This is a genomic window from Streptomyces sp. NBC_00377 (assembly GCF_036075115.1).
GTDB lineage: Bacteria > Actinomycetota > Actinomycetes > Streptomycetales > Streptomycetaceae > Streptomyces.
Map to the genome: position 1 here is coordinate 3,123,220 of NZ_CP107958.1, position 26,616 is coordinate 3,149,835.

At 69.4% G+C, this 26,616-nt stretch carries 23 protein-coding genes, 1 tRNA gene and 1 pseudogene; 9 read left to right on the plus strand and 16 right to left on the minus strand.

Going from position 1 to position 26,616, the window contains the following annotated elements; all coding sequences use genetic code 11:
- Positions 1-100: 100 nt before the first annotated feature.
- Complete coding sequence (locus tag OHS71_RS13945; protein ID WP_443046938.1) at positions 101-592, minus strand: response regulator; 492 nt, start codon at positions 590-592, stop codon at positions 101-103.
- Between the two features lie 262 nt (positions 593-854).
- Here OHS71_RS13945 and OHS71_RS13950 point away from each other — a divergent pair.
- Positions 855-926, plus strand: a tRNA-Arg gene (locus OHS71_RS13950).
- A 503-nt stretch (positions 927-1,429) separates the two neighbouring features.
- Here the strand turns inward: OHS71_RS13950 and OHS71_RS13955 are convergent.
- Positions 1,430-2,197: a transposase gene (locus OHS71_RS13955; protein ID WP_328484505.1), complete on the minus strand. Its 768-nt coding sequence runs from the start codon at positions 2,195-2,197 to the stop codon at positions 1,430-1,432.
- Between the two features lie 98 nt (positions 2,198-2,295).
- Between OHS71_RS13955 and OHS71_RS13960 the strand changes: the two genes are divergently transcribed.
- Positions 2,296-3,198 carry a hypothetical protein gene (locus OHS71_RS13960; protein ID WP_328479701.1) on the plus strand — a complete coding sequence of 301 codons (903 nt, stop codon included), beginning with the start codon at positions 2,296-2,298 and terminating at the stop codon, positions 3,196-3,198.
- A gap of 706 nt (positions 3,199-3,904) precedes the next feature.
- Here OHS71_RS13960 and OHS71_RS13965 read toward each other — a convergent pair.
- A pseudogene (locus tag OHS71_RS13965) lies at positions 3,905-4,314 on the minus strand (tyrosine-type recombinase/integrase); the annotation flags it as partial.
- Between the two features lie 55 nt (positions 4,315-4,369).
- Between OHS71_RS13965 and OHS71_RS13970 the strand changes: the two are divergent.
- Positions 4,370-4,522 (plus strand): hypothetical protein, encoded by a 153-nt coding sequence (locus tag OHS71_RS13970; protein WP_328484820.1) that lies wholly within the window; start codon positions 4,370-4,372, stop codon positions 4,520-4,522.
- 409 nt (positions 4,523-4,931) lie between these two features.
- On the opposite strand, the gene OHS71_RS13975 is transcribed toward OHS71_RS13970, so the two are convergent.
- From OHS71_RS13975 to OHS71_RS14005, 7 genes are all read right to left on the minus strand, one after another.
- Positions 4,932-6,008: a hypothetical protein gene (locus tag OHS71_RS13975; protein ID WP_328479702.1), complete on the minus strand. Its 1,077-nt coding sequence runs from the start codon at positions 6,006-6,008 to the stop codon at positions 4,932-4,934.
- Between the two features lie 302 nt (positions 6,009-6,310).
- On the minus strand, positions 6,311-7,267 hold the full coding sequence (locus OHS71_RS13980; RefSeq protein ID WP_328479703.1) for a BsuBI/PstI family type II restriction endonuclease: 957 nt from the start codon (positions 7,265-7,267) through the stop codon (positions 6,311-6,313).
- Positions 7,264-8,724 (minus strand): Eco57I restriction-modification methylase domain-containing protein, encoded by a 1,461-nt coding sequence (locus tag OHS71_RS13985; RefSeq protein ID WP_328479704.1) that lies wholly within the window; start codon positions 8,722-8,724, stop codon positions 7,264-7,266. The genes OHS71_RS13980 and OHS71_RS13985 overlap by 4 nt, the downstream gene beginning before the upstream one ends.
- A 211-nt stretch (positions 8,725-8,935) precedes the next feature.
- The gene (locus OHS71_RS13990) at positions 8,936-9,958 is read right to left on the minus strand and encodes a hypothetical protein (protein WP_328479705.1); all 1,023 of its coding nucleotides are present in this window, start codon (positions 9,956-9,958) and stop codon (positions 8,936-8,938) included.
- A gap of 566 nt (positions 9,959-10,524) precedes the next feature.
- The gene (locus OHS71_RS13995; protein WP_328479706.1) at positions 10,525-10,794 is read right to left on the minus strand and encodes a hypothetical protein; all 270 of its coding nucleotides are present in this window, start codon (positions 10,792-10,794) and stop codon (positions 10,525-10,527) included.
- Positions 10,795-11,534: 740 nt separating this feature from the next.
- Positions 11,535-12,902, minus strand: coding sequence for a phosphatase PAP2 family protein (locus tag OHS71_RS14000; protein ID WP_328479707.1), 1,368 nt, complete (start codon positions 12,900-12,902; stop codon positions 11,535-11,537).
- Positions 12,903-13,082: 180 nt separating this feature from the next.
- A complete protein-coding gene (locus OHS71_RS14005) occupies positions 13,083-13,271 on the minus strand; it encodes a hypothetical protein (protein ID WP_328479708.1) in 189 nt (62 codons plus the stop codon).
- Between the two features lie 473 nt (positions 13,272-13,744).
- On the opposite strand from OHS71_RS14005, the gene OHS71_RS14010 reads away from it, so the two are divergent.
- From OHS71_RS14010 to OHS71_RS14020, 3 genes are read left to right on the plus strand one after another with little or no spacing between them, the layout of a single operon-like run.
- On the plus strand, positions 13,745-14,017 hold the full coding sequence (locus OHS71_RS14010; RefSeq protein ID WP_328479709.1) for a hypothetical protein: 273 nt from the start codon (positions 13,745-13,747) through the stop codon (positions 14,015-14,017).
- 3 nt (positions 14,018-14,020) lie between these two features.
- Complete coding sequence (locus tag OHS71_RS14015) at positions 14,021-14,395, plus strand: glycosyltransferase family 2 protein (RefSeq protein ID WP_443046939.1); 375 nt, start codon at positions 14,021-14,023, stop codon at positions 14,393-14,395.
- Complete coding sequence (locus OHS71_RS14020) at positions 14,392-14,985, plus strand: D-glycero-alpha-D-manno-heptose-1,7-bisphosphate 7-phosphatase (RefSeq protein WP_328479710.1); 594 nt, start codon at positions 14,392-14,394, stop codon at positions 14,983-14,985. Before OHS71_RS14015 ends, OHS71_RS14020 begins: the two co-directional genes overlap by 4 nt.
- Positions 14,986-15,126: 141 nt before the next feature.
- On the opposite strand, the gene OHS71_RS14025 is transcribed toward OHS71_RS14020, so the two are convergent.
- Positions 15,127-15,486 (minus strand): hypothetical protein, encoded by a 360-nt coding sequence (locus OHS71_RS14025; RefSeq protein ID WP_328479711.1) that lies wholly within the window; start codon positions 15,484-15,486, stop codon positions 15,127-15,129.
- Between the two features lie 655 nt (positions 15,487-16,141).
- Here OHS71_RS14025 and OHS71_RS14030 point away from each other — a divergent pair.
- Complete coding sequence (locus tag OHS71_RS14030; protein WP_328479712.1) at positions 16,142-17,017, plus strand: ANTAR domain-containing protein; 876 nt, start codon at positions 16,142-16,144, stop codon at positions 17,015-17,017.
- A gap of 40 nt (positions 17,018-17,057) precedes the next feature.
- Here the strand turns inward: OHS71_RS14030 and OHS71_RS14035 are convergent, their stop codons facing one another.
- From OHS71_RS14035 to OHS71_RS14045, 3 genes are all read right to left on the minus strand, one after another.
- A complete protein-coding gene (locus OHS71_RS14035; RefSeq protein WP_328479713.1) occupies positions 17,058-18,125 on the minus strand; it encodes a LacI family DNA-binding transcriptional regulator in 1,068 nt (355 codons plus the stop codon).
- 209 nt (positions 18,126-18,334) lie between these two features.
- Positions 18,335-20,089, minus strand: coding sequence for a glycoside hydrolase family 35 protein (locus OHS71_RS14040; RefSeq protein ID WP_328479714.1), 1,755 nt, complete (start codon positions 20,087-20,089; stop codon positions 18,335-18,337).
- 209 nt (positions 20,090-20,298) lie between these two features.
- Complete coding sequence (locus OHS71_RS14045; RefSeq protein ID WP_328484506.1) at positions 20,299-21,423, minus strand: MFS transporter; 1,125 nt, start codon at positions 21,421-21,423, stop codon at positions 20,299-20,301.
- A 517-nt stretch (positions 21,424-21,940) separates the two neighbouring features.
- Here OHS71_RS14045 and OHS71_RS14050 point away from each other — a divergent pair.
- The gene (locus OHS71_RS14050; protein ID WP_328479715.1) at positions 21,941-23,320 is read left to right on the plus strand and encodes an acyltransferase family protein; all 1,380 of its coding nucleotides are present in this window, start codon (positions 21,941-21,943) and stop codon (positions 23,318-23,320) included.
- Positions 23,321-23,535: 215 nt separating this feature from the next.
- On the opposite strand, the gene ku is transcribed toward OHS71_RS14050, so the two are convergent.
- A complete protein-coding gene (gene ku, locus OHS71_RS14055) occupies positions 23,536-24,681 on the minus strand; it encodes a non-homologous end joining protein Ku (RefSeq protein WP_443046941.1) in 1,146 nt (381 codons plus the stop codon).
- Positions 24,682-24,780: 99 nt separating this feature from the next.
- Here ku and ligD point away from each other — a divergent pair, with 99 nt between their 5' ends.
- On the plus strand, positions 24,781-25,662 hold the full coding sequence (gene ligD, locus OHS71_RS14060) for a non-homologous end-joining DNA ligase (protein WP_328479716.1): 882 nt from the start codon (positions 24,781-24,783) through the stop codon (positions 25,660-25,662).
- Positions 25,663-25,764: 102 nt separating this feature from the next.
- Here the strand turns inward: ligD and OHS71_RS14065 are convergent, their stop codons facing one another.
- A complete protein-coding gene (locus OHS71_RS14065) occupies positions 25,765-26,568 on the minus strand; it encodes an NERD domain-containing protein (RefSeq protein ID WP_328479717.1) in 804 nt (267 codons plus the stop codon).
- Positions 26,569-26,616: the final 48 nt, after the last annotated feature.

Below are 26,616 nucleotides of genomic sequence, written 5' to 3' on the forward strand. Positions count from 1 at the left end.
CTGAACGGCCGAACCCATGAACACCTGACGGCAGTCTCGCCTCGATCCCAGCGGGCCAGCCGGCCGGAAGAACCCCAGCGGCACCCATGGCGAGACGGCTCTAATCGGCCCGAGGACCGGCGATCGGCCCCCCGCCTTTCCCCACCCCTACGCCTTCTTCGACTCCGAGGACGGTCCGCCCCACCTCGACAGCCCCGAGCCCCATCCCGAGCTCCAGCCCGCCCCCGCCCTCACGGTCCACCGCTCCCCCGCGCTCCAGCAACTCCCTAACGACGGAGACGAGTTCGGCGGGATCGAAGGGCTTGGCAAGGAATGCGTCGACGCCGACCTCGAGCCCGGCCTCGACCTCGTACTGCGTACAGGCGCTGATGACCACAAGGGGAAGATCACGCGTCCGCGGATCCGCGCGCAGCCGAGCGGCAGTCCGCATGCCGTCCAAACGGGGCATGACCACATCGAGGGTCACGAGATCGGGCTGCACCTGATGAACGACATCCAGACACTCGGCACCATCGGACGCGGTCACGACCTCGATGCCCTCCAGCTCGAGATTGACCCTGATCAGCTGCCGGATGACCTTGTTGTCGTCCACAACAAGCACCCGACCCGACGCGCCCGGCACAACTCGAGAGTAGGTCCGGACCGGCCACCGCGTCCGGGTTTTCCCCACTTCCACCCCAGGCGAGCACCCCACCCCCCTCCCCCGACCCACGCGCGGACACCGGCACACCTCTCCCGACCCGTACGGGCGACTCCGCACCCACCCTCGACCACGCAGAAACCCGTTCATGAACACCCCGGGCGAGCTGGTAGTGTTCTACCCGTCGCCGCGAGCAACACCTCCCGACCGACACGCCCCCGTAGCTCAGGGGATAGAGCAACGGCCTCCGGAGCCGTGTGCGCAGGTTCGAATCCTGCCGGGGGCACCTTGGATCAGGTGCCCAAAGACCCCGTCACCAGCGGAAACGCTGAGGCCGGGGTCTTCGCGTATGTGCAGGCAGATGCAGCCCGGAGCGGCCGTATGTCGGCGTCTGTGGACGAGGCGTGGACGGGATCTTGGGGCATCACCGCAGGTGAGGTCCAGGAAAGGGCGAGGCCCGCACCAACGCCAGGCGCCCCCGCCCGGCACGGAATCATCATGCCGCAAGGGCTACCGGCGGCTGACGAGGAGGACTGCCGGCACCTCACCGAGGCCACCAACTCGGAAACGCTTGAAGCGCCTGGGCATCTACTCACCTCCCGGCCGGACCTCCGCGCTGATGGGGCTCTCCACCCACCTGACGGCGGCGATCCTCACCTAGTCCTGGGCATCAGCCCCGAGACCGCCACCGCCTGGACCCAGGAAGGAGGCCACTGGGCACGTTACGCGGCCGAGCTTCCATGTCGACCACACATTCGAGGCTAGAGGTTGTCCCGTATGGGGTATGAGTTACCCGGTGAGGGCGAGGTTGTGTAGTCGGGCGATGCCGAGCATGGCCTGGTGAACGCCGTTGCCCTTCAGACGGCAGTCCCGCAGGATCTTCCAGTTCTTCAGTCGGGACAGGGCGTGTTCGACCCGGGCTCGGGCCCGGCGGTGGACGGCGTTCTCTGCTTCCTGTTGCGGGCTGAGATATGCCTGGCCGCGTCGTCTGCGGTGCGGGATGAGCAGGCCGGTGCCCTGGTAGCCGCCGTCGGCGATGGTGGGGGCTCCGCGGCAGGCCCGGTCCACGCCGGACTCGGTGAACGCCCGGCAGTCGTTGCGGCTGCCGGGCAGCGGGAGACCGATGGCCACGACAAGGTGGCTGTTGGCGTCGATGACGACCTGAAGGTTGGTCGAGTAGCGGTAGTTCTTGCTGGAGGCGGCGATGGTGCGGTCGCGGGTGGGCACCAGGGTGCCGTCGACGATGTAGACGGTGTCCTTGCGCGGCCGGCGGGCCGGCGAGATCGCCAGCAGCGGTGCAAGGTGATCGAGGATGCGGTCGGCTGCGGACTTCGAGACCCCAAACAGCGGCGCTACCTGCCGCAACGTGAGGTTCGTGCGCCAGTACGTGGCCACCAGCAATACCCGGTCCTCCAGCGGCAGTCGCCAGGGACGGCCTCGTTGGACGTCGCCGCCACGACGCCGCACCAAGGCCACCAGCCTGGCGAACTGCACCTCGGTCAGCCCAGAGAACGGCTCGATCCACTTCGGATCATCCGCTGAGATCACACCACCCATGCCCAGCCAACGCACCAACAGCCCCACCAGTTACGGGACAACCTCTAGGCACGAAAACCGTGTTCGACCGCGGTTCCGACAGGCTTAGAGTCCAGCCCATGCATGCGGAAAAGCTCAAGCTCTCCTCTCAGAGGTGGATGACAGCGGCGCTCACGGCGTTCTCTCAGGGGGCCGCCTCCCACGACTTCGCCGTTCACCACGCAGGGATCGCAGCCGAACACCTGCTCAAGGCCTACCTCTCGTCCCTTCACCCGGCGCTGATAGTCGAGGCCAAGGACTTCGACTCGCTGCTTCATGCCACCGGCCATGGCACGCATGCGTCCGCTCCGGCAAGCCGCGCGAAGACGATCGGCCTGGTCGAAGCACATGCCCGAGTGCACAAGATCCTTCGCAAGCAAATCCCGGTCGACCAGCGGGCCCTCCTGCCGGTCGCGAACGCCCGCAACGGCGTCGCACACAGCGGAATCCATGACATCGCCGAGGTCCAGATCGTATTCACCACCTGCCTTCGGCTGATCGATCCGTTGCTCACCGAGTTGGAGATCGACCCGAAGGACTACTGGGGCAGCTATATCTCGCTGCACGACAGGCTGATCGAGGAGCAGGCCAAGGCCGTCCGCATCCAGTTGGAGGGCAAGCTCGCCAGGGCGCGAACTCTCTTCGAACAGCGCTACGGACACTTGGCACCGCAGGAGCGTGAGATTGTCCTGGCGACGATCACGCGGCAGTCCCCGAGATACATGGAGGCGGACCAAGAGAAGCCCTGCCCGGCCTGCGGCTCGAAGGGCTGGCTCATGGGCGACACCCATATCGACGAGACGAACGAGCCCCTCGTGGTCTTCACGCCCTACGTCTTCGCCTGTTCCGCCTGCGACCTCAATGTCGAGAGCGAGGAACTATGGGAGCTTGGAGACTTTGCTGAGGAAGTCGTCCTCGACGTGACCGTGGAAGAGTTCTACGTGAACTGGGAGCCCGACGAGGACCTCTACAGAGACCTGTGACCCTGTCCCTCATTCCGCAGGTTCTGTTAGCCGCAGTTACCAATATCCACTTCGTTGGCCAAGGGGATGGAGTGCAGGACGTGCCAGCCGTGGCGCCCTAAGCGGTTCAGCTCGGTTCCCACTCGCTGCTCCCCCACCAACCCTTTCGCCAGGAGTCCCAATCCGTTGGTCGCCGCAGAAGCCGTGAGACGACTCGCTTTAGCAGCCCCGGGCCGGATTCGGCGAGCAGATCGCGCAAGGACTGCCTGGGAGGGTTGACGGCCAGGTCGTCGGCCGGCGTCAGAGGCGGCAGCGTCGGACGCGTCTGAGCCTCCGGCGCCCTGTCTGGCGAGACAGGGTCGGTGAGGCTCTGTAATTGCTTCGTGAGCACGGCGATCACGTCGTCGCGGCACTCGGCCCGCAAGACCGTGATGTCCCCAGTCGTGACATCCGCCCAACCGACCGCGGTGCCATCAGGCAGGTTGGCGTACAGACGGTCATGCCCGTACCGCTTTCAGCGCGTGACGTGCAGCTGCACAAGGCCCCCTTTGCGCCCGCATTGACGTTGCCGACATGCCAGCAGCAAGCGAGACGAGACCACAAGACCCCATGGCAAGCAGCGCGGCTCAGCTCGCTCTTTCCGAACGAAGCATCGGCACAGGTAGGGCACAAAACGAGGGAGGCCTCAGGCGCCATGCCTGAGGCCTCAATGTGGGTGCAGGTTGTCTCACTCGTACTCGCGGAGCAGGTCCTCGATGCGCCGGTTGGCGACGTCCTGCCGTCCGTTGAGGCACTTCGCGTACCGGGTCAGCAGGACCTCAACGCTGTTGCCGGCGCGCTCGGCAACCTCGGTCGGGTCGGCTCCTGCGTTGAGCCACGTCGATAGCGCCGAGTGCCGAAGGTCGTACGGCCTACTGGCGAGTGGCGAGGCCGCAACGGCCTGCGGAAGCGCCAGGAGCCGAGCCTCCTGCCACACGCGGTAGTAGGTCGAGGACGGGACGACCGAGCGCTCTCGCTGAAGAAGAGCCGCCCGTCTTCCGCCGTGCCGAACGTGGCCAGGTGATCGCGCAGCATGGTGACGAGCTGCGGCGGAATGGGCACGCGCCGAACATCCTCGGTCGGCCGATTCTTGAGTCCGGCTGGCGACTGCCTACCCCGCTGCGGGGCCTTCGCCGAGCGACGCTGATGCGCCGTGACCACCGTCTGGCGCTGGGCCGCCAGTGCGAACGTCTGCGGACCATCAGCGCAGATGAGAGGCGTCACAGACAAAGGCAGCTTCCTCAACCAGGTTCTTCGTGATGAAGAGGTCATCACGCTAGGTGCGACCCATCGCATCAGCCGTTGAGACTTGCTCTCATTGACGGCGGACCACCTGGCTTAGCCGGTAGGGGTATAGCGAGGCATACGCACGCCGGCGCGGTCGGCTGACCCGCCATCGTGACGGATTGTCGTCGGCTAAGGCTCAGACATCCCTGGGCCCAGCTCCACCAGGGATCGTTCGAGGCGAAGGCACCATGCCATTCGCGTGCCAGATCCTGCGGGGAATCAAGGGGAACAGCGGGAACTCGCCCCGGATGCGACCAGGACTCCTGAGCCGAAGCACGATAGTTGTCATCAACGGCCTCCGTTGACCTGAGGTTTCAACCGGACGAAGCAGCCTGGTTGTCACTGGTGAGGCAAGCGGTTCGTCACACGCCCTGACTCGGCAGCATCCCTGTCCCCGTCTGCAGGAGGGTGTGTGGCAAGCCGACAGTTCATGGGATCAGGTCTGTGTGTGGATGTTCGGGGGAGGTCGGGCAGACGTAGATCTGCATGCTGTCCGTGCTGCCTACTTCTACCCTCGTCAGCTGCGAGGGGTACTGGCCCGGGCGGCGAGAGCCAGCGAGGGCGGTAGCCTGCTCTTCCTGCGGCGCCCAGCTGCGACCTTCACCGCCGTCCCACTCCCGGGAAGCAATCGTCAGTAGCGGGACCATCTGCACCTCGCACACAGCGCAGTACCGGGGGTTCGGGTCGGTGCGGCCCCAAGGGGGCCAGCCGCCGACCTTCCAGCCGGGTGCGTTGCCCAGGTGAACGTGGTAGAACTCGCGCGGATACTGCGCGTAGGAGCTATCCACGTCGGCACCGGCTGCCTGCCACCTGTTCCAGTCCTCCAGCATCCGCTGCAGCTCCGGGCTCAGATCCAGGCTGTTGGGGTACTCGGTGATCGCTTCTGGCGCCAGCACGCACGGCTCTGGCACGTAACCCGGATAGTCCGCCTCGTACGGTTCCGGTGGTGTGGCGAGGATGTCGCCGACCTCCGCGGCCGACCGCCAGAACAGTGCGGTCGACGGCTTGTAGTCCGGTTCGTGTTCGTACGGACACCAGAGAATCTGAAGCAGATCGGCCTGCCCGGGCGGCCGCAACAGGGGTATGTCACGCAGGAACAGCTGAGCCACGGGCAACAGCGGGACCGGGCATTCGGCGGGCCAGGGAGGGCCGGCGTCGAGCCGTTCAGCGAGTCGTGCGGCAGCGCGTTCCTTGAGCGCTTCCTCTTCGGGCGTGTACGCGGGAGGCCGGCCATCAGGGCGCCACCGGGACTGCAAGCGTCTCTGGAGCCGCACTTCGGTCAGTGACTCACGGAATCCAGTGTCCACGTGCAGATGCACGTCCTCGCAGTGCGGCCACGGCTCCCCTGCCGGCCACAGCAACGGCCCGCCGACCGAGCTGTCCCTGACCGAAGGCGACCCCGGACGTGGATGCAACCGGATGGCAGGTCGCGCCAATGGGGCCAACTCGGGGAAGACCGCGGTCACCTGGACGGGCCGGGGCGGAGTAGTACGTACGAAAACCATGCCGGTGATCCTGCCACCAGCCACCGACAGTCCCCTGCCGCCTCAACCCGCGTCACCGCTCAACTGGCCACAAGGCCCACCAACCCCGGCCACGGTGACAACAAGACTGCCTATGTGGCAACTATCGTGCTTCGGCTCAACTCCAGCACCACTCCGCCGCAGGCCAGCGCAGCAACCGCAACCAAGAAACCCAAGCTTCCCAAGCTGATGTCCTTCCGGAGTCGGCGGGGGCAGGCCAGCCGACGTCAGGGACGATGCCCGAATGCGCTACTTCAACGGGGCAGTGCACGAGCTGAAATGGCTTACTCATAGGGGCCGAGGAACCGTGAGCCGTTCAAGTGGATCAGGTGGTCAGGCGCGTCAGCCACCCAGGCTTCGGTCTCCCATGCGAGGTCGGCCAGCCACTTGCGCATGGTGGCGCGGTCCGGGAAGCAGTTCACGAACACCAGCCCTGCTTTGTCCGTCGCGAAGAGGTTCCTCAGGTGCTCACGCCGTCCGAAGTCGATCGGTCCGTGAGAAGTGACGGCCTCCATCAGGAAGAGCCAATCGCGTTGCTCGTCGTAGACCACGAGGTCCGGGTTCTTGCCGTGCTCGTCGAAGGCCAGCCCGAGACGTGCGAAGACGTCGTCTTGGCGGATGTCATAGCGGTGATCCTTGGCATCCCCCAGGTAGAGCACCTGTCCGCCGGGGGCGAAGCGAGGGCAGAACTCCTCGACCATGTTCCGGATCAGGGGGTTCTGGCCACCGGGAGAGAGGCGGAACAGAGAACCGTCGGGCAGTGTGACCGGGAGCATCTGCATCTCGCGGGTGGCTTTGTAAGCGGCCTGCTGGGTGGGAGCTTCGGCTATCCAGGCTTCGAGGGCGTCCTGGAACCCCGGGGTGCCGAAGAGGCGCACTACGGACAGAGCAGCCGGAGCTATCCGGTAATTGTTCTTTGAGGAGTTGACCGCGCGCCCTTCGGGAGCATCGGAGTTGTGCTCAGCGAACCCCGCGTCGACGAATTGGTGGAGCGTCTGCTTGCGGAACGTCTCGCGCGAGTTCGGGGCGTACACCTTGCCCCACTTGTCCGCAATGACGCCCATGACTTCCGTGACGCCGAGGCGCGGATTGGTTGCCACGTCCCACGGCTCGCCGGGCTCCAGGCCGAGCAGCACGAGGGCTGTCAGGGCGGACCTGTCATTGGAGCGAACCCTGTCAAAGCCGAAGGCTTGCAGGAGGGCGCTAGCGTTGTCGACGGACGCTCGTAAAGGGCTGATCACTCTGCTGAGCCTACGACAGCGGGGAACAAGTCAGCTACGAGAGCGTCGAGCTTCTCTTGTTCCGGGAGCCATTCCGGCGCGTTCTGCGCCAAGCGCACCAGGTCGTCACGGGAGGGGAAGGGGAGCGTCTTGACGTCCCCGGCGTTGACCTGGGTGTGTCCGGAGAAGGTGCGGAAGATCGCGTCGAGCGTCGAGGAGTTCAGCCAGAGCATCAGCCCGTGTGCGAGCTGAGGGTCGATAGGCCCCTTCTTCTCATGCAGGTAGTTGGTCTTATTGTCCAGGGCAACCGGGCCGTCGTGCTTCCAGACGCCCGCGACCACGCGCCGCTTCTCCTCCTTCGCGGAGAAGCGCTTGATGATGACGTAGTGCCCTTCGGGCAGGAGCAGTTTGCGGGCGGCCTCGGTGCTGGGGGAGAAGCCCTGCGGCTTCCTCGCGGGGCTCTGTGGCCATTCGATCTCTCCGTGGCGCACGTTGGCCTGGTAGACCATCGGCACGACGCCGCCGACGCCGAGGTCTTCGGTCAAGTGTTCGCGGTTGCGGAAGTCGACGACCTTGCCCGTGCTGACGCCCAAGCCAAGGTCGGCCAAAGTGAACGAGGCGGCCGGCGGCACGACAGCGGAGTCATCGAAGCGGACGAACCGCTCGCGGTCCCCGGGCAGGACCACGGCGTCGAACGGCACCGTGCGACGCAGCGGGGCGTCGTCGTGGGCGATCGACGCCGACAGGACGACCTGCGGCTGCTGGTCGCCCCTAGTGCCAACCACGATGACGTTTTCCTGGAGGACGCCGGTGTCGGCGAAGACCGTGTTGCGGCTCTCGAAGACGTGTAGGAGGTCGAGGCTGGTGCGGTCGAGCATCCACTGACGAAAGGCGCGGTGGTAGGTGCCGTTGGCCCAGGAGCGGGGCGCGATGATCGAGATCTGGCCGTCGGGGGCGAGGGCAGCTGTTGCCCTGGCCCAGAAGGCCGTGTAGATGTTGCTGGCATCGACCAGGTGGTGCGCAATGCGCGTACGCTGCAGGCTGCCTGCGGCGAGCTTTCCATACGGTGGGTTGACGACGACTAGGTCGAATGGCCCGTCCATGAGTGCGTCGTCCTCGGTGAGGTAGTCGCCCTGCACGAGTTCGAACGTGGTGCCGTAGCTTGCCCTGCATTCCTCGAGCGTGGCCCGCAGGTAGGGCATGACCTGCGGGTCGGTCTCCACAGCAACGACGTGAACGTCCAGGTCAGGGCGCTCTTCGTGCAGTCGGGTCACCAGTGCGGCGGTCAGCGAGCCGACCCCGGCACCGGGGTCCAGAACTCGTACGGTATCGCTCAGCGCGTCCAGACGAGGCATCGAGGCGATCAGGTCGGCGGCAGGTGCAGGGGTAAAGAACTGCCCCAGGGCGGCCTGAGTCTGAGGGGCAAGGACACTGAGCGCCTCCACCCGTCGTGCCTCGGTGTTCTCGATCAGTTTCACGGCGGTGATTCTCTCACGGGGCACCCCACCCCCACGAGGCGTTGGGGGAAGCCTATGCGGCGTCACTGGACGAACCCGAGCTCGATCGGACGGCTGATGACCTGCGCCAGCTTCTGACCTGCGGGGTCAGTTCACCAACCAGCGAGCCAGGACGCCTGTAGCTGCTGGCCTGTCTGTTGAATTACGAGGTTGAGGCCGTGCGTCATTCAAATTAGCGCCGGTACAGGACAGGAAAACCATCGCGTTGCATGGATTTCAAATCGGAAGGAAATTGGTTCTTCACATAAGCAGGAAACTCTGCGAAAGGTCGGAACATAGCAGTCTTGAAGTAAGCAGCATCTCTCGTTTCGCGTGGACGTCTTCGGACAGATTCGCAGTGCTGAAGCATGTCCCATGGCCGGGCGAACCACAACCCCACTCCTACATACCGTTCTGTCGGTGCGTGCGCTCGACCGATGACCTGGGCATGGACCAAGAAAATTGGGGCGTTCAACGCTACTGCGGCTGCCGTTATGTCATTGCAGTCGGTTGTGTCGAGTTGAAACTGAGACATAGGACTCCCTATGCCACCTCCAGCAAGTGCACTGCGGCCGCTTTTCAGTTCGATCCCCAGCGCGACTTCACCTGACACGTAATTGGCCACGAAATCGGCTGTCGCCACCCGATCCGCGTCTGACCGCTGCCCCCGAGGGCGCAACTCGACCGGATCAATTTCCCGAAGTGACAACTCTGGCGTCGTCCTAAATTTGTCCGCCCACTCCGATTCAACAAATTTGGCGGATGCAATGCCCCGCCCGATCGACCGCACGACACGATCACAGGTACCGCAAAGAAACCACTGCGAGAGGCGCACTTCTCGGAATTCATTACAATGGCCGCAGTATCCGTCGATCCGCTCCCTCGAGACCCACTCCGGTCTCCGATCGCCGAAGGCGCGGTGAGCGTAAGCGTCTCTACACGAGTTACACAAGAAGTAGGCCCGCAATTCGGCGTCTCGGGCAACCTCTGAATGGCGGGCACATTCATACGCCGCGTATGGGTCGGCAGCTAGAGATAGTCCTACCTCCTCGAGCACCGAGACAATATGCGATACGGTGCTCGGGCCGATCCCGGGCAACAACCGAAGCTGGCGCTCGTTCAGCGCAAGCAGCTGCTCAACATTGACGACCTCGACCCCCAGCAACTTCTTCTCGACTGCGCGCGCAAATGGCACCTCTGAACCGTGGAACTCCACGGCCCCCCCTCCATGTTGACCCGACCGGGGCGATCAACCTAACAGGGAGCATGCACAGAGGCGTCAGGGGTTGTGGACTATCTGTGGTAGCCAACTTCGGGGTCCTGGAACCGCGTGTGACCAGGGTGAACGCAGACAGCCGAACCGCCCTCCGGAGCCGTGTGCGCAGGTTCGAATCCTGCCGGGGGCACCTTGAATTGGGTGCCCGAAGACCCCGCCACCAGCGCTTTCGCTGAGGACGGGGTCTTGGCGTGTGCCGGTTGGGGCGGTTGGTTGTCGGGGCTGTGGGCTGCGCGGGACGGGCACCGGGTGAGGGTCCGTGACTCAGGGGCTGAGAATGACGAGGCCGCTGTACGCAGTTCCGCGGACGTCATGCGGCAGGTGGGTGTTTGGGTCGGTGTCAGGGCCCGTCGGCGGGTTCGTCGCTCTGGTGGGCATCCTTGCCGAGGGGTTCGGCGGGTGCTGCGATCCGCGCAGTGGGGATCGGCTTGGCAGCGCTGCCGTCGCTTCGTTCCTGGTGGAGCAGCGGTCTTCCGGTGGCCCGGTATTTGTCCGTCGTGCGGGTCTCAGGACGCGTCCTCCTCGGATCGCACCCAGGCCAGTTGCTCCTCGCTGAGCGGAGGGGAGAAGCCCTCCGGGAACGCCATCATGAGGGGCTGAGGCCATATGTTCTCGGGGCCGTGGCGTTCGCAGTGGAGGGCGATGAGATGCGCGCCTTCCCCGCAGGCGTCATGCCAGTAGGAGCGGTCATGCGTCTGGCAGAAATAGGAGAACGCCGAGCAGTCGTCCTCGTCCGCCGGCTCGTAGTGGTTCGGATCGCGCACTGTCTGCGTCACCGGATCCTGCCGGTTGAGTCTCGGGATGGGTCTGGGATCGCGCCACAACAGCCGGGCAGGAAGCATTCGGCCATCTTCCCCCAGCCCCTCGCTGCCGCGCCGCCCGTCAGCCGAGTCCGCATACGACGAGTGACACACCCTCTGGAGCGGCGTCAGTCTCCAGTGGCTCATCAGCATGCCGAGGCCCGGTCGTGGTTGCTCCGGCATACGTGCGTCTGGTCGTTCGACGCCCGGCGCCGTCGTTGACGTTCGTCGGCTGAGGCTCAGGTGGCCAGTGCCCAGTCTGGATCTTTTGCGTGCCATCGGGCTGAGTCGGGCTTTGTGAGCCGGGCTTGGAGTACTCGCCGGAGCGGTCCGCGGGCAGGTCGTCGGGCGGCGTCGGGGGGAGCATCGGGCGCGCTTCAGCCGCGGGTTCGCCTTGTGTGCGGCTCGGCGAATCAGGCTTGATCAGGCTTGGATTTCGCGCATCAGGGTGTTGTCCGCGTCGTAGAGCTTCAGGGATGGCCGGCAGCGGGGGAAGACAGGGGCCTCGTCCGGGTCGACTCGACCGCTGTCCAGCACCGCCTCGTTGCCGGCTCGTCGCCCTGCCGGGCAGACGGTTCCGACGTCCGGCCGGCCCGCGCGCAGTGTGCGGCCATGAGCGAGGCGTCCCGGCAATCGCGCGGAACGCCGCGTACGTTGTTGCCGATTCCCAGCCGCTCAGGGGCGAGCTGGGCGGTCGTGGGCCCGGGTGGTGCGGGTCAGATCAGTTCGGGTTCGGGGTGGGGTTCCGGGTGGTGGGTCGGGGCGGGTTTCGGTTCCCAGGGGGTGGTGGTCCGTGCGTAGGCGTAGATCACCGAGGTCATCGCGAGTACGAGCAGCGGTCCGGAGAGCCACGGGTGTTCGGCCATCTCGAGCGGGAGGTAGCGGTAGGAGACCAGGAGCGCGGTGAAGACCGTGGCGCCGTGGGCGACCAGTCGGATCCCGGATCGGTCCCAGCCGCGGTCGTGTGCGCGCAGCGCTCCCTCGATCGTGAGCGTGAACACCACGCCGGCGATGAGGTCCGCGCCGTAGTGGTAGCCGAATCCCAGTGTCGCGGTGAGCGTGGCGATCAGCCAGAACGTGCCGGCGTAGCGCAGAAGGCGCGGGCCCTTGCGGGAATGGATGAAGATCGCGGTGGCCCACGCCGTGTGCAGGCTGGGCATGCAGTTGCGTGGGGTGACCCCGTCGAACGGCATGTGGTGGGGGGTGCTGATCGTCGTCGGTGTGTGGGGCCACAGGTCGGCGGCCGCCCACTGCACGCTGGGGTGCGAATCCGTCCAGAGGCTGACGGCCGTCCAGTGCTCGGTGCCGTCGCCGTACGCGAAGATCGGTCCTACCACCGGGAAGATCATGTAGAAGGCCGGCCCGAGGAGGCCGATCGCCAGGAAGGTGCGCACCAGGTGGTGGGTCGGGAAGCGGCGTTCGACCGCCACGTTGCGCAGCTGGTACAGGGCGACGAGGACCGCGGCGACGGGGAGTTGGCCGTAGACGAAGTCGAGGAAGTTGAAGCCGATCGCGCCGGTTGCCGTGACCATCCGGCCCACCAGCCACGACGGGTTGCCCAGTGCGTGATCGGCGGTCGCCACGTACTGGTCCAGCACCATCGGGCGGGTTTTCGAGGTGATGAGCAGCCAGGTGTCCCCGGTCTTGCGGCCGGTCATCAGCAGCAGGCCGAGTCCGGCGCCCTTCAGCAGGAGAGCGCGTTCGCGGCCGGTGCGGCGTGTGACGGCGTAGACCGCACAGCCGATGGTCACCCACAGTGCCCCGTTGCCGAAGGGGTGGCCCTCGGTCACCTTGATGTCGGCCGCCCACCGGACCGCCACGAAGACGAGGTCGATGCCTATCGCGGCGGCGATCGCGACGAGCCGTTGCCGCCAGGTCAGCACCACCAGCATCAGCGCCATGCTGGCGTACAGCAGGCCACCCGATTTGGGTGGGAATATCACCTCTCGCGCCTGCGTGGTGATCGGTCCCGGCAGGCCCAGGTGACGGGCCACCAGCTCCAGCGCGAGGACGAATCCAACGGCCACCACGCCCGCAGCGACTGCCAGTATCAGCCGCGGTCGGCGCCACGCGGAGAACGCCATTGTGCTCTTTATTCGCGAAAACACCCGCGGTGACATGGATATCAATTCTCTGACCGATTTGTGAGATTTGGCTGGATCGCTCGCTTTTCTCGCCGAATTGCACGGTTTTCCCCGTGAAGAACGGGAATTGGGGGGCGTTCGCCGCGAGTTCGAACATGTTAACGGAGGGGTGCGGGTGGGTTACGCCCGAATGTGTGATGTCCCGGGTCGGGGTGACCTCGGCCCCTCGGACGGGCGGCCGTCGTGGAGCATGCGCAGGGCCGACAGTCCGGTGGCTCCCCGGGCGGGCGGGATGCCGTAGGCACCCTCGTCGCCCAGGTGGGGCAGGGGGGCGGCGACCGTCACGCCCTCCTCGTACAGCTCGATCACCCGTGGGTTGATGCAGGAGGCCCGGCAGACGGCGGCGGTGTTCCTTGGACGCCGACGCACCCGCTGCGACGGCGTCGGACGGATCGTGGCTTCGGCGTGGCAGGACGTCCGGGACGTCTCCCCTGGCGTTGGGCCCTCCTCTGCCGCGGTGGCAGCCGCAGCCGCGGTGGGGCGCCGAAGCCGCCCGAACCGCCCCCCGGCGCACGCGCAGGCCTGCCTGGAGGGGGAACGGGGTCGGCGATCCGGACCAGGACCAGGGCCGGGGCCAGGCCTGCGGCCGCAGGCCGCGTCGAGCAGCCCTCGGGGTCCGCATCGGCCGGCGATGCGGTGGCCTCGCACTTTTATCGTTCACCACTTAGAGTGAAAGATCATTAGATGTCCGACTGGGCTGCTCCAAGAGTTTGAGCCGGCCGCAGTGCGGGACCCGCGAGGTCCAAGTGGCCCGTACGCCGCCCGGGACGGAGCACCCCCCGATGCGCATCCCTGAGATCAACGCACTCTTCCACGACCCGGCCGCCGCCCTTGTCGTGGACGGCCGCACGGTCGCGTCCGCCGAGGAGGAGCGTTTCAGCCGCCGCAAGCACGGTCGGCGGGTCCCCTGCCGTACTCCGCTCGGGAACACCGTCGGCCGGCCCATGGTCGACGGTCCGCGGGACGCACTGAAGTGTTTCGGCTCCGCCCCCGTGAATCTGCTCGCGATCTGCCCCTTCGCGGTGCGCCGGGGCGCGATGTACGGAAGGGGCTGACATATGAACGCCTACGCCGTCGTGATCCCGACGCTGGTGCGTGACACGCTCGCCGACTGTCTCGCCGCGCTCGTCGCGGCGACCGGTCCGAAGCCGGACGAGATCGTGCTCGTCGACGACCGGCCCGCGCCCCGGCCGGACCCCGACGCGCTGGAGCGCCCGCGGAGCCTCCTCGGCGATCTGGGCGAGCTCACCTTGGTGATCCACAGCGGTGGACGGGGACCCGCCGCCGCCCGCAACAGCGAGCTGCGCGCGGTCATCGCGCCGTGGGTCGCCTTCCTCGACGACGATGTGCAGGTCGGGCCGCACGCCTGGCACTGGACCGGTGGTCTGTGGCGTCATCGCGGTGCCGCCCCCTGGCTGGAGGTGGCGCCGTGACCGGGATCGACGTCGTGCTGTTCGACCGCGACGGCACCCTCGTCCATGATGTGCCGTACAACGGCGACCCCGAGCGCGTGCGCCCGGTGGACGGGGCCCGCGAGGCGCTCGGCCTGCTGCGTGACCGGGGCTTCGGCACCGGTGTGGTGACGAACCAGTCGGGCGTCGCGCGCGGGCTGCTGTCCACGGCCGACGTCCGCCGGGTCAACGAGCGGATCGGCGGGCTGCTCGGCCCCTTCGACGTGTGGGCCGTCTGCCCGCACGGTCCCGACGACGGCTGTCACTGCCGCAAGCCCCGGCCCGGCATGATTCTGTGGGCTGCCGGGCGCCTGTGCACCCCGCCGGAGCGGATCGCCGTGATCGGCGACATCGGCGCCGACATGGAGGCCGCCCGCCGGGCGGGTTCGCTGGGCATCCTGGTCCCGACCCCGCAGACGCGGCCCGAGGAGGTCGCCGCCGCCGACCATGTGGCGGCCGATCTGTCGACCGCCGTGCGCGCGCTGCTGTCCGGGCGGTGGCCGCTCGGCCGTGTCCTCGCCGACGAGCGGCCCCTCGAGGCCGCCTTCGACCCCACCCGGAGGGTCCGGTGAGTGCCCTGGTCGCCCGCCTGGACAGGCTTCGGTGACGTGCTGCGCCGCACCGGCACCGGCACCGCGGCGCGGGTCGGGCGCTCGGACGAGCCGGTCGCCGTGCCGCCTGTGAGCGCCGTGCCGCCTGTGAGCGACAGACGGTCAGCGCTCCCTCCAGCGGCGCAGCAGCCGGAACGCCGTGTACAGCGTCAGGGGCCAGACGGCTGCGAACGCCCAGATCACACCGGGTTCCGAGGTGACGACGCCGGAGACCATGAGCGCGACGGACACCGCGAGCAGCAGGGCGACGGCCCATGGTCGCGGCGTGCGCAACACTCGCCGGGACGACGGGGCCGGCCGACGGTCGGCTCGGACCGGGCGGCCGGGACGACGTGGACGACCGGAGCGACGGGAGCGGCTCATTCTGCGCAGGCGCCGCTGGAAGCCACGGTCCCGGCGCAGGGCGCGCTCCATCTCGTCCAGGATGCGCTGCTCGCGCTCGGGGAGTCGGCCGATCGACACTGTCACTCCTTAGCGGACTCGCGGTGACCCGTTCCGGGTGCCCCGCGCCCGGCGAACCAACCGGCGGGGCACGGCCGGTGGGATCGAGGGGGCCCGGCTCGCTACGGTCGGGGGGCGAACCGCAAGGGAAGGCCAGGCCGGTGGGGGCGGGTCCGCCGCCGTGACCGTCGCGGCGTGCCGGTCCGCCGCGCCGTGACCGGTCGCCGACGAGCTGGTTCCCGGGGTGCAGGGCGCGCCCTACCTGGGGGACGGGCGTTCACCCGCCGCCTTCCTCACGGCCGTTCCGTGCGGCCGTGCCGGACGGCCGTGCCGGACGGCCGTGCCGGACGGCCGTTCCGTGCGGCCGTGCCGTGCGGCCGTGCCGTGCGGCCGTGCCGGACGGCCGTGCCGGACGGCCGTGCCGGACGGCCGTGCCGGACGGCCTCGGGTGCCCGTGGACCGGGGCTCGAGATGGCGCGCCGGTTCGGCGGCCCGCATCTCAGCGCCTCTCACCGCCACGCGGCGCCGCCGTGACTCGGGAGCGAGCGGGTTTACACCCTCCGCTTGCGGTTAGGTTCGTTGACAGTGCCTGGCAAACAGGTACGTTTCCGGCGCCCCGAGGAGCCGACCGCCGGGGCCCCGACGTCGGCCGACCCCGCGGATTGGAACCCTCGCAATGAGCCAGCTGTCCCAGCATCCCGCCGAAGACGGCTCACCGTCCGATGCCCCTGCTCCTGGCCGCGGCTCCGGGCAGGGAGGCGCATCGCGATGGCAGCAGAGCGAGCTCGATCTGCGCAACCGCCTGTACGGCCGCACCGGAGTCGCCAGAGCCGAGGACGTGCTGCTCAAGCGCTACGGCCTCGGGACCGCCGACGAGGCGTTCGCTCTGCTGAAGGGTGCCTCCCAGCGGTTCAACATCAAGCTCTCCACCCTCGCCGACGCGGTCGTACGCACCCCGGCTCCCGATCTCGACGCGCGGCTCTGGTTCCCCCGCCGGATGCGGCCCCGTCGGCCGGGTCTTCCCGGCCTCCCGGTGGAGGGCAGCGGCACCAGCCAGGGCGCGGTGGTCAAGGCGGCCCTGCAACGGGTCCTGTCGATCAACCAGACGCCCATGGGCAACGTCCAGCTGGCCGAGGCCGGTCGGCTGCGCATGACCCGGCACACCGGTCTGAACAAGTACTTCACCGACTTCTTCGCCTTCGTCGACAGCCCGACCACCTCCTGCTCGCAGGCGGCTGCCGAGCGCCGGCAGGTCACCGTGCGGGACGTGGCGACCGCGGGGGTGTTCGACGAGGCCTCCCGCCACGCCATCCTCCAGGCCGGCAGCCGTGCCTCGCACAGCGTTCCGCTGGTGAACCGTGCCGGTGTGCCGCTGGGCATGGTGTCCTCCCACCACGAACGGCCGCTCGCGGAGCTCACCCACGCCCAGCTGGCCGCGCTCCGGCAGACGGGCCTCGACGTCGGCCGCTGGCTGGCCTGGCATTGGAACACCGTCGTGCTGGACGCCCTGGAGCACCTCCACTCGACGGCCACGCGGGGCCGTCCGGGCTGACGTCGCCGGGGCGACCGTCCCGGTGAGCGTCCGGGCCCGCTCAGCGCGGGGCGGCGGTGCTGTGGCGGACGCACAGCTCGACGGGGACGAGGGTCAGGGGGCTCCCGGGGGCCGACGGGTCGGCGATGCGGTTGAGCAGGATGTGCAGGGAGATCGTGCCGATGTCGGTGAAGTCCGTGCGGATCGTGGTCAGCGGGGGGAGGAAGTGGGCGGCCTCCGGGATGTCGTCGTAGCCGACGACGCTGACGTCCTCCGGGACCCGGCGGCCCGCCTCGTGCAGGGCGCGCAGGACACCGAGGGCCATCTGGTCGTTGGACACGAAGACCGCGGTGACGGACGGGTCCTTCGCCAGTTCGCGGCCCAGGTCGTGGCCGGAGTCGGCGCTCCAGTCGCCGATGAGGGGGCTGTGCACCTCGGCCCCGGCCGCCTCGAGGGTGGCGCGCCAGCTCTCGGCCCGGCGGTCCGCCGAGGTCCAGCCGGTCGGGCCGGCGACGTGGTGGACCGTGGGGTGGCCGAGGGAGAGCAGGTGCCGGGTGGCCTTGCGGGCGCCGGTGCGGGCGTCCGAGGTGACCATGGGCGTGCCGTCTCCCAGGTCGTTGTCCATCACGACCAGGGGGGTGTCCAGACGGGCTTCGGCGAGGGCCCGCGCCACCCGGACCTGGGGGGCGATCGCGATCACGCCGTCCGCGCCTTCCGCCGACAGCCGGTCCGCGGCCCGCACCACCGTGTCCCGGTCCGCGGTGTCCAGTGCGATCGAGCTCACCAGGTAACCGGCTTCCTGGGCGGCCGTGTTGATGGCGGTGAGGGTCGAGGCGGGGCCGTAGCGGGCCGCGTCGAACGAGATCACGCCGAGCATGCGGGTGCGGCCGCTGGCCAGTGAGCGAGCGCTGCTGCTGGGGCGGTAGCCGAGCGTGCGCATGGCGGCCCGGACGGCCTCCCGGGTCTCGGGACGGACGGCCGGGTGGTCGTTCAGCACCCGGGAGACCGTCTGTTTGGAGACTCCGGCCAGTTTCGCGACGTCGTCCATGACCGGACGCGAGCCCGCGAAGTTGCGTCTGCTGCGTCCTCTGGTCGCCGGGCCGACCGGGTCGTCGGCGCTTGGGGTCATGGTGGCGGCTTCTCCTCGGGACTGGTCCGGGACCGGTCGCACTGGGCCGCCCGGCGGACCCACAGGATAGGCCGGGCGGACGAGGAGGCGGGGATCAGGTCAAGGGGTGGCCGGCCTCCGGGGCGGGTCGTGGTGCGTGCGGCGTGCCGCCCCCCGGCGATGCGGGGCGGTGCGGCGCCGGGGAGGCGGGACGCTTGTCCGGCGGCGCATCAGGGCGTGTTCGGGCCGAGGTCGGGGGTGTCGGTGAGCTGGGCGTCCGGGGTGGTGGTGCCGTGCAGTTCGAGGAGGACGAGGTCGTTGGCGCCGGGCCGCAGGGCGGGGGCCGGGACGTAGAGGGTGCGCTGGGGGCCGCGGTTCCAGTAACGGCCGAGGTGGAACCCGTTGATCCAGGCCTGGCCCTTGGTCCAGCCGGGGAGGGAGAGGAAGGTGTCTGCGGGGGTCGTCACCTCGAACGTGCCGCGGTGGAAGGCGGGTTGGGCCGAGGCGGTCGTCCCGGCCGGCTCGAAGTCGGCCGTGGCCGGTACGCCCTCCAGGGGCAGGGCGTGGGAGTCCCAGCCGTGCAGGGGCGTGCCGTCGAGCGTGACCGGGCCGAGCAGGCCCTTGGCGACGCCTATGCGGGGGCCGTAGTTGACCCGGCCCATGTTCTCCACGAGCACCTCGAGGACGGCGCCCTCGCGGGGGACGTGCACGGGCAGGGTCTCCTCGTGGCGCTCGCGTTCGAGGACGCCCGCGGGGGCGCCGTCCAGGAAGACCTGGGCGCGGTCGCCCACTCCGCCGGTGAAGCGCAGGAGGCCGGCCCCCTGGGTGGGGACGGTCGTCCGGTACAGGGTGTATCCGGCGCGCTGGCCCAGGTCGTCGGCGGAACGCGGGGCGGTGGCGTGCACGGCGTGACCGGCGAGCGGGAGGAGGGGGGCGCGGTGGGTCAACCGGACGGTGGTGGGCGGGAGTTTGGGCGACGGGGCGGGAGCCGGCTCGTCGGGGACCGGGGCGTGGCGGGCGATGACCTCGCGGAAGGCGTGGTACTTCGGGCCCGGGTCGCCGCTCTCGGTGAGCGGGGCGTCGTAGTCGTAGGAGGTGACCGTGGGCACGTAGGTGTGGTGGTGGTTGGCGCCGTTGGTGTAACCGAAGTTGGTGCCGCCGTGGAACATGTAGATGTTGACGGAGGCGCCCGCCGTCAGGAGCCTGTCGAGGTCGGCGGCGGCGTCCGCGGCGTCCCTCCCGTGGTGCGGGCCGCCCCAGTGGTCGAACCAGCCGATCCAGAACTCCCCGCACATCAGGGGCCCTTCGGGTTGTGCCTCGCGCAGCCGGGCGAGGGACTGCTCCACGCGGCTGCCGAAGGTGCCGGTGGCGAGGACGCCGGGCAGGACGCCGTTCTTGAGGTGGTCGCCGTCGGTCTGGTCGCAGGTGAAGAGAAGCTCCTCGACACCGCGTGAGCGCAGGGAGCGTTCGAGGTGTTCGAGGTAGGCCATGTCGTCGCCGTAGGCGCCGTACTCGTTCTCCACCTGTACGGCGATCACCGGGCCGCCCGACGCCGCCATGTACGGCTGGAGCGGCGGCAGGAGGAGGTCCAGATAGCGGTCCACGACGTCCGTGAAGCGGGGGTCGCTGGTGCGCAGACGGATGTCGGGGTCGGTGGTGAGCCAGTGCGGCAGACCACCGCCGTCCCATTCGGCGCAGATGAAGGGGCCGGGGCGGAGCAGGACGCGCAGGCCCTCCGCGGCGGCCAGCCGCAGGAATCGGGGCAGGTCGAGGAGCCCGTCGAGGACGAGTGTGCCGGGCTCGGGCTGGTGCAGGTTCCACGGGATGTACGTCTCGACCGTGTTCAGTCCCATCAGGCGGGCCTTGCGCAGCCGGTCGGTCCACTGGTCGGGGTGGACGCGGAAGTAGTGCAGCGCGCCGGAGAGGATCCGGAACGGTTCACCGTGGAGGAGGAAACCGTCGGAGGTCGTGGTCAGGGCGGGCATGCGGGTCCCTTCGTCGGGGCGGGCTTGCGAGTGCTCGTGCTGTGGGACGCGTCGGTACGTCGAGGCGTCGTCCGGGCCTTCGAGGCGTCCGGGGTTCCCGGTCGTGACGCGTCGGATGCGCCGGATGGGCCGGATGCGCCAAGCGGTGCATCGGGGTGGTCGGGTCACGGGCGCGTCGGGATGGTCAGGTCACGGGCGCGCCGGGGTGGTCAGGTCACGGGTTTCGTGCGGGTCGCGGGCTTCGTGCGGGTCGCGCGGGTCAGCCACAGGGTGGCCGCGAGGCAGGCCGCGGAGACCGCGGCGAGGAGGAGCGGGACCGCTCGGACGCCGGACCACTCGATCACCTTGCCCAGTGACGGGCCCGCCACGACACCGCCCGTCAGGGACGCGGCGATGACGAGCGCGCCGGCCCGGCGGGCGTGCGGTGCGGCCCGGTGCAGCCAGGGCAGCCCGGTGGGGAAGACGGGGGCGATGAAGAGGCCCACACCGGCGTAGGCGAAAGGCGCCAGGTCCGGTACGGCCGCCAGGAGCAGGCAGACGGTCATGCCGGCGCAGGAGACCGTGATGATGGCCTGAGGGGAGAACCGCAGGGCGAGCGGGGCGACCAGGAAACGGCCGACGGTCATCATCAGCCAGTACACGGAGGTGGCGGTGGCGGCGATACCGGCGCTGTGGCCGACGCTCTCCAGGTGCGTGGGTTCCCAGCCGCCCACGCCCGCCTCGATGCCGACATGCAGGACGTAGAGGACGACGAAGACGGCGAGGACGGAGCGCAGGGCGCGGGCGGCGGGCCCGGACACCTCACCGGCGGGCCGGCCCTGCGGTGGCTGCGGGGGCCTGTCGCGTACCCCGCGCAGACAGAACAGCAGGGGCAGGTTGGCCAGCGCGAAGACCAGGAAGACGACGGGGTAGTGCTCGGCGCCGACCGCCCCGATCAGGGCGGGGCCGAGGACCGCGCCGATGCCGAAGTGGGCGTTGAGGATGTTGAGCATCGCGGTGGAACGGTGGCCGAAGCCGACCGCGAAGAGCTGGTTGAGGCCGTAGTCGAGACCGCCGAAGCCGCATCCCGCGAGGAGCGCCGCGGCGAGGGCGAGCGGCCAGTTCGGGGCGAGTGCGAAGCCCGCCGCGCCGAGGGCCATCAGCAGGTACGAGGTGCCGAGTATCCGGCGGTTGCCGGTCCGGCCGTAGAGCCGGTCGAAGACGAGGACTCCGCCGACCCCGCCGACGAAGTGCGCGCTGAGTGCGAGCCCGGCGGCGGAGGGCGACAGACCGAACTCCTCGCGCAGGGCCGGGATCGCGGGGCCGTAGAAGGCCTGGAGGGCGCCGAAGAGCATGAAGCCGACGCAGGAGGCGGCCACGGCGGACCTGGTGAAGACGGGATCGGCACCGGTTCCGCTGCCGGCGCGCACCGCGATGCGGGTGCCGTTGTCGCCGGTGCCTGTACCGGTGGTGCCGATGCCTGTGATGGCGTCCGGCGGGGTCGGGCCGGTCTGGGTGCGCCGCGCCGTGGGGTGGTCGGTCACACGGACTCCAGGGGCGGTCGGCCCACCTCTGCGTGGGCGGCGGATGGTGCTCCGACCCCATCGATGTTACCGGTAACATTCGACCCGTCAAGATGCCGGACGCGCCGTCGCGCACACCCCCGCCACCGCCTTCGGAGGGCGGGGCGTCCGCGCCGCGCCAAGCCGGTCAGGGACACCTGCCCATGCCCTCCAGGGCCCTTGCCAGGACAGGGATCGGGTGGAGCGCGGCCCGGTGGGGTCCGGCCGGTCGATGTCGCCTCGGGCACGGGTTGGTTGCGACAAGGACTATTCGGCGCCGGGGAGTTGAGGGGACGGCACCATGCGAGGCATGAGCCGAGACCGAGACCGGTACGTCGACTTCCTGCGTGCCTGGGCGATCCTGCTGGTGGTGCTCGGCCACTGGCTGATCACCGGGCTGGTCCGGCATCCGGACGGCGAGATCACCGCGCCGGAACTGCTGGCGACCGTGCCCTGGACGCAGTGGCTCACCCTGGGCTTCCAGATCATGCCGCTGTTCTTCCTCGCCGGCGGGCACGCCGCCGGGGGCTCCTGGTCACGGGCCCGGGCCGCCGGCGGGACCGCCGCGGGGTGGGTGGGGCAGCGGGCCGTGCGGCTTCTGCTGCCGACGGCCGTGTACAGCGGCCTCGTACTGCTTGCCGTCGGCCTGTGCTCCGGACTCGGCGTGGACCCTGCCACCCTCGCGCTGGTGGGGTGGGCGATGGCCATGCAGTTCTGGTTCCTGCCGGTGTACCTGCTGATCAGCGCTGTGACGCCGGCCCTGTACGCCCTCCACGAACGGTGGGGCCTGCGCGTCCCCGTGGGCATGGGCGCGGTGGCGTTCGGCATCGGTGCACTCGTGGCAGCGGGCCACCCGTCGTCGCGGGGCTCGGCCGTCGAGGTGATCGGGGCGGTCAACTACCTGCTCGTGTGGGGCACCGTCTACCAGCTCGGCTTCTGCTGGCGGGACGGACTCCTGGGCGGCGACGCGCGGACGGCGGGGCGGGCTCCCGTCCGGGCCCTGGTCCTGGCGGTGGCGGGTGTGGCGGTGTTCGCCGTACTCGTCGGACCGGGGCCGTTCCCCGTCAGCCTGATCCTGGTGACCGGGCAGGGGCTGAGCAACACCGACCCGCCGTCGGCGGCCATGCTGGCCTGGAGCCTGGCCCAGGTCGGGGTGGCGCTGCTGGTCGCACCGGTCGTGCGACGCCTGCTGGAGCGGGCCGGGGTGCGGCGGGCGGTGCGGGTACTGGGGTCCGGCAGCATGGCGCTCTACCTCTGGCACATGCTGCCGGTGCTGATCGTCGCCGCCGCCTTCTATCTGACCGGACTCGCACCGGAACCCGTCTACGGCTCGGCGGGCTGGTGGGCGCTGCGGGTGCCGTGGCTGCTGGTGCTGGCGGGTGTCCTGGTGGGCGTGGTGTGGGCGCTTCGTCCGCTCGAGCGGGCGCTGGCCTCCCTGTACGTCCGTGTGCGGCCCGGTCCGGCGCTCCGTGGGCCGGCGGCCTGGCGGATATGGGCCGGGCTCGGCGTGAGCGTCTGGGCGCTGACGTATTTCGCGGGGCACGGGTTCGCCTACGGCGGCGAGTTCCCGGTGTGGCCGGCCGTGGGGCTGGCGCTGGGCACGGCGTGCGTGACCCTCCCCCACCGGCCCGACGGAAGCGGCGAGAACGGCGGCGGCGCCGAGGTCCACGCCCTGGAAGAGGCCGCCTGAACGACCCGACCTCGCGGCTCCGCCGGAGGGGCGAGGCGGGGGGAGGCGGGTGAGGCGCGGGGCGGTGACCCAGGCGAGGCGGTGAGTCGAGTGAAGCAGTGAGGCGGTCAGGCGGTGAGGCGGTGAGCTCAAGCCGCCCGCACGATGGCCAGCCGGCTCAAGCCACGCGCACGATGACCGGCGGTCTCAGGCCACGCGCATGGCGACCAGTCGGCTCAAGCCGTGCGCTTGCGGGCCGTCGTCTTCTTCGCGGCCGTCTTCTTCGCCGTCGTTTCCTTGGACGCCGTCGTCTTCTTGGCGGCCGTCTTCTTGGCCGTGCTCCTGTTCTGCGCGGCGCCCCTGGTCTGCGTGGTGCTCTTCGACGCCGTCGTCTTCTTCGTCGTCTGTGCCGATTTCGCCGTCGACTTCCTCGGCGCCGCCGTGGTCTTCTTCGTTGTCGACGTCGACTTCTTGCCACCTGTCCGCTTGGGCGCCGTGCGGGCGGACCTGCGCTGTGGAAGGCGTCTGACCTCGGCCTCCGTCTCCTCCACCGGCTCCTCCGTCGTCCGCTCCCCCGGCTGAGAGGATCCCTGCTCCGCCTTCTCGCCGCGCGACTCCCTCGCCGCCCGCACGCTCTTCTCCAGGGCCGCCATCAGGTCCAGCACCTTGCCGCTGGACGGCGGGGCCGGCGCCTCGCGGGGTGTCTCGCCGGCCGCCTTCGCCGCCACGACCTCCTCCACCGCCTCGCGGTACTCGTCGTGCAGGTCGTCGAGGTCGACCTCGCCGAGGGTGTCCATCAGGGCGTCCGCGAGATCGAGTTCCTTGTCGCGGACGGTGACCGAGGTGTCGGGGACAACGCCCTCCGGGGCGCGGACCTCGTCCGGCCAGAGCAGGCCGTGCATGGCGATCGCGTCGCCGACCACGCGGAGCATCCCGAGGCGCTCGCGGCCGCGAAGGGCGTACTTCGCGATCGCCACCTTGTTGCTGCGCTTCAGGGCCTCCCTGAGCAGGGTGTACGGCTTCGCCGCCGGGGCGCCGCCCGCCTGGAGGTAGTAGGCGGTGTCCATCTGGAGCGGGTCGATCCGGTCGGCCGGCACGAAGGCCACGATCTCGATCGTCTTGGCGGTCGGGAGCGGCAGGTGGGACAGGTCCTCCTCGGTGATCGGGATGATCGTCCCGTCCGCGTCCTCGTATCCCTTGCCGATCTCCGCCGAGGTCACCTCGTGGTCGTCCAGCTCGCAGACCTTGCGGTAGCGGATGCGGCCGCCGTCCTCGAGGTGGATCTGGCGGAAGGAGATCGAGTGGTTCTCGGTGGCGTTCACCAGCTTGATGGGGATGCTGACGAGGCCGAAGGAGATGGCGCCGTTCCAGATGGATCTCACGTGCAGCACCTTTCCGGCCACAGAGCGCGCCATGAGGAGATTCGGATGATGTGCCCAGACATGCGGCGATAGCGGATGGTTTCGTGTGATTCTCATCGTATGACGCCGATCACTGAGGTGGAGGGGAGACGGGTCGCGCTCAGCAATCTGGAGAAGGTGCTGTATCCGGCGACCGGCTTCACCAAGGGCGAGGTGCTGCACTACTACGCGACCGTCGCCGACGCGCTGCTTCCCCATCTGCGCGACCGGCCGCTGTCCTTCCTGCGCTATCCGGACGGGCCTGACGGGCAGGTCTTCTTCGCCAAGAACGTGCCGCCGGGCACGCCCGAGTGGGTCACCACGGCCGCGGTGCCGCGTTCGGACGGGCCGGCCCGGATGGTGGTTGTGCAGGATCTGGCGAGTCTGGTCTGGGCGGCGAACCTCGTCACGGAGTTCCATACGCCCCAGTGGGTGATCCAGGAGGCCGAGATGGCCGACCGGCTCGTCTTCGACCTCGATCCGGGCGCGCCCGCGACCGTCGTCGAGTGCTGCGAGGTCGCGGTGTGGCTGCGGGAGCGGCTCGCGGCGGACGGGATCGAGGCGCACCCGAAGACGTCGGGGTCGAAGGGGCTGCATGTGCTGGCGGCGGTGCGGGGGGCGTCGTCCGAACGGGTCACGGAGTATGCGAAACAGCTGGCCGTGGAGGCGGAGCGGGCCATGCCACGGCTGGTTCTGCACCGGATGACGCGGAGTCTGCGGCCGGGGAAGGTGTTCGTGGACTGGAGTCAGAACGCGGCGCGCAAGACGACCGCGGCGCCGTACACCCTGCGGGCGCGGGCCGAGCCGACGGTGTCGGCCCCGGTCACCTGGGAGGAGGTCGAGGACTGCCGGTCCGCGGGCCCACTCACGTTCTCGGCTCCGGACATCGCCCCGCGGCTCCAGGACCACGGAGACCTGCTGGCGCCGCTGCTGGACGCCGGACGGGCGGGAACGGTGCCGTGAGCGGCCCTCGGACCACCCGCCTCTGGCGTCTCGCCTCTCACCCGTCCTCCCTCACCCTTCGTCCCTCACCTCTCGTCCGGCGGCGCCTCCCGCGTCGCCGGGTCACACCCTCTTCCAGGTCCCGCGGTCCCGGGCCATCGCGTGCAGTGCCTCGACGTCCGCCGGTTTGAGCACGCCGCCGAGCCGGGCGAGATCGGTGAGGTCGGTGTCGTTCACGACGCGGACCCGGCGCGGAGGGACGGTGACGGTGACCTCCGCCGGGCCGACCAGGGCCAGCACCGGGCGCACCTCGGCCGTCAGGGCGTAGGACGCGCGGTCGGCGTCGGCCCGTACCCGGCGCAGCAGTGGTTCCGGGTCCCGGCGGCCCAGGGCGACCATCGGGTCGGCGATCCGGACCCGCTGCTTGCGGGCGTGCAGCGTGTGAACCGCGAACAGGCCGGCGGGGCCGATGGACAGGTGGTGGACCCGGTCGCCACCGGGGAGGAGGAGGGAGTGCAGGGTGTGCCAGCCGGCGCCGTCGAGGCGGTCCAGGGCCTCGCCGACCGCCTGCTCGGCAGCCAGGGCGCGACGGCGCGGGTCGGTCCTGAGGCGATGGGCGGGGCCCGGGTCCCGGTCCAGGTCGATCAGCAGGGCCTCGCCGGGACGGTTGGGGGCCAGGTCGTCGTCCGGATGGAGGGAGAGCCGGACCAGCTCGGCGGGTGTGGGGACCGGGGGCGGGCCGATGGTGATCGGGCCTGTCACGAAGGGGCCGAGGGCCTCGAGGACGTCGTCCCGGCGGTCGTCCCCGATCAGGTTGATCCTGGCCGCCTCACGGTCGTACCAGGCGATGTTCCTGCCGTCGTCGCGACAGACGTAGAGCCGTTCCTGGCCATGCCACCAGGTCGGTATGACGCGCAGTCCGTTCATGCACCATCACCCCTACGACCATGGGAACAGGAGGGACGCTCCGGGGCA

Coding starts and splice junctions, on each gene's coding strand:
- OHS71_RS14015 (WP_443046939.1), top strand. CDS start 14,021: ATGAACGCCTACGCCGTCGTGATCCCGACGCTGGTGCGTGACACGCTC.
- OHS71_RS14010 (WP_328479709.1), top strand. CDS start 13,745: ATGCGCATCCCTGAGATCAACGCACTCTTCCACGACCCGGCCGCCGCC.
- OHS71_RS14045 (WP_328484506.1), bottom strand. CDS start 21,423: ATGCTCTTCGGCGCCCTCCAGGCCTTCTACGGCCCCGCGATCCCGGCC.
- OHS71_RS13975 (WP_328479702.1), bottom strand. CDS start 6,008: ATGGTTTTCGTACGTACTACTCCGCCCCGGCCCGTCCAGGTGACCGCG.
- OHS71_RS14000 (WP_328479707.1), bottom strand. CDS start 12,902: ATGGCGTTCTCCGCGTGGCGCCGACCGCGGCTGATACTGGCAGTCGCT.
- OHS71_RS14050 (WP_328479715.1), top strand. CDS start 21,941: ATGAGCCGAGACCGAGACCGGTACGTCGACTTCCTGCGTGCCTGGGCG.
- OHS71_RS14035 (WP_328479713.1), bottom strand. CDS start 18,125: ATGACCCCAAGCGCCGACGACCCGGTCGGCCCGGCGACCAGAGGACGC.
- OHS71_RS13955 (WP_328484505.1), bottom strand. CDS start 2,197: ATGGGTGGTGTGATCTCAGCGGATGATCCGAAGTGGATCGAGCCGTTC.
- OHS71_RS14040 (WP_328479714.1), bottom strand. CDS start 20,089: ATGCCCGCCCTGACCACGACCTCCGACGGTTTCCTCCTCCACGGTGAA.
- OHS71_RS14030 (WP_328479712.1), top strand. CDS start 16,142: ATGAGCCAGCTGTCCCAGCATCCCGCCGAAGACGGCTCACCGTCCGAT.
- OHS71_RS13960 (WP_328479701.1), top strand. CDS start 2,296: ATGCATGCGGAAAAGCTCAAGCTCTCCTCTCAGAGGTGGATGACAGCG.
- ligD (WP_328479716.1), top strand. CDS start 24,781: ATGACGCCGATCACTGAGGTGGAGGGGAGACGGGTCGCGCTCAGCAAT.
- OHS71_RS14065 (WP_328479717.1), bottom strand. CDS start 26,568: ATGAACGGACTGCGCGTCATACCGACCTGGTGGCATGGCCAGGAACGG.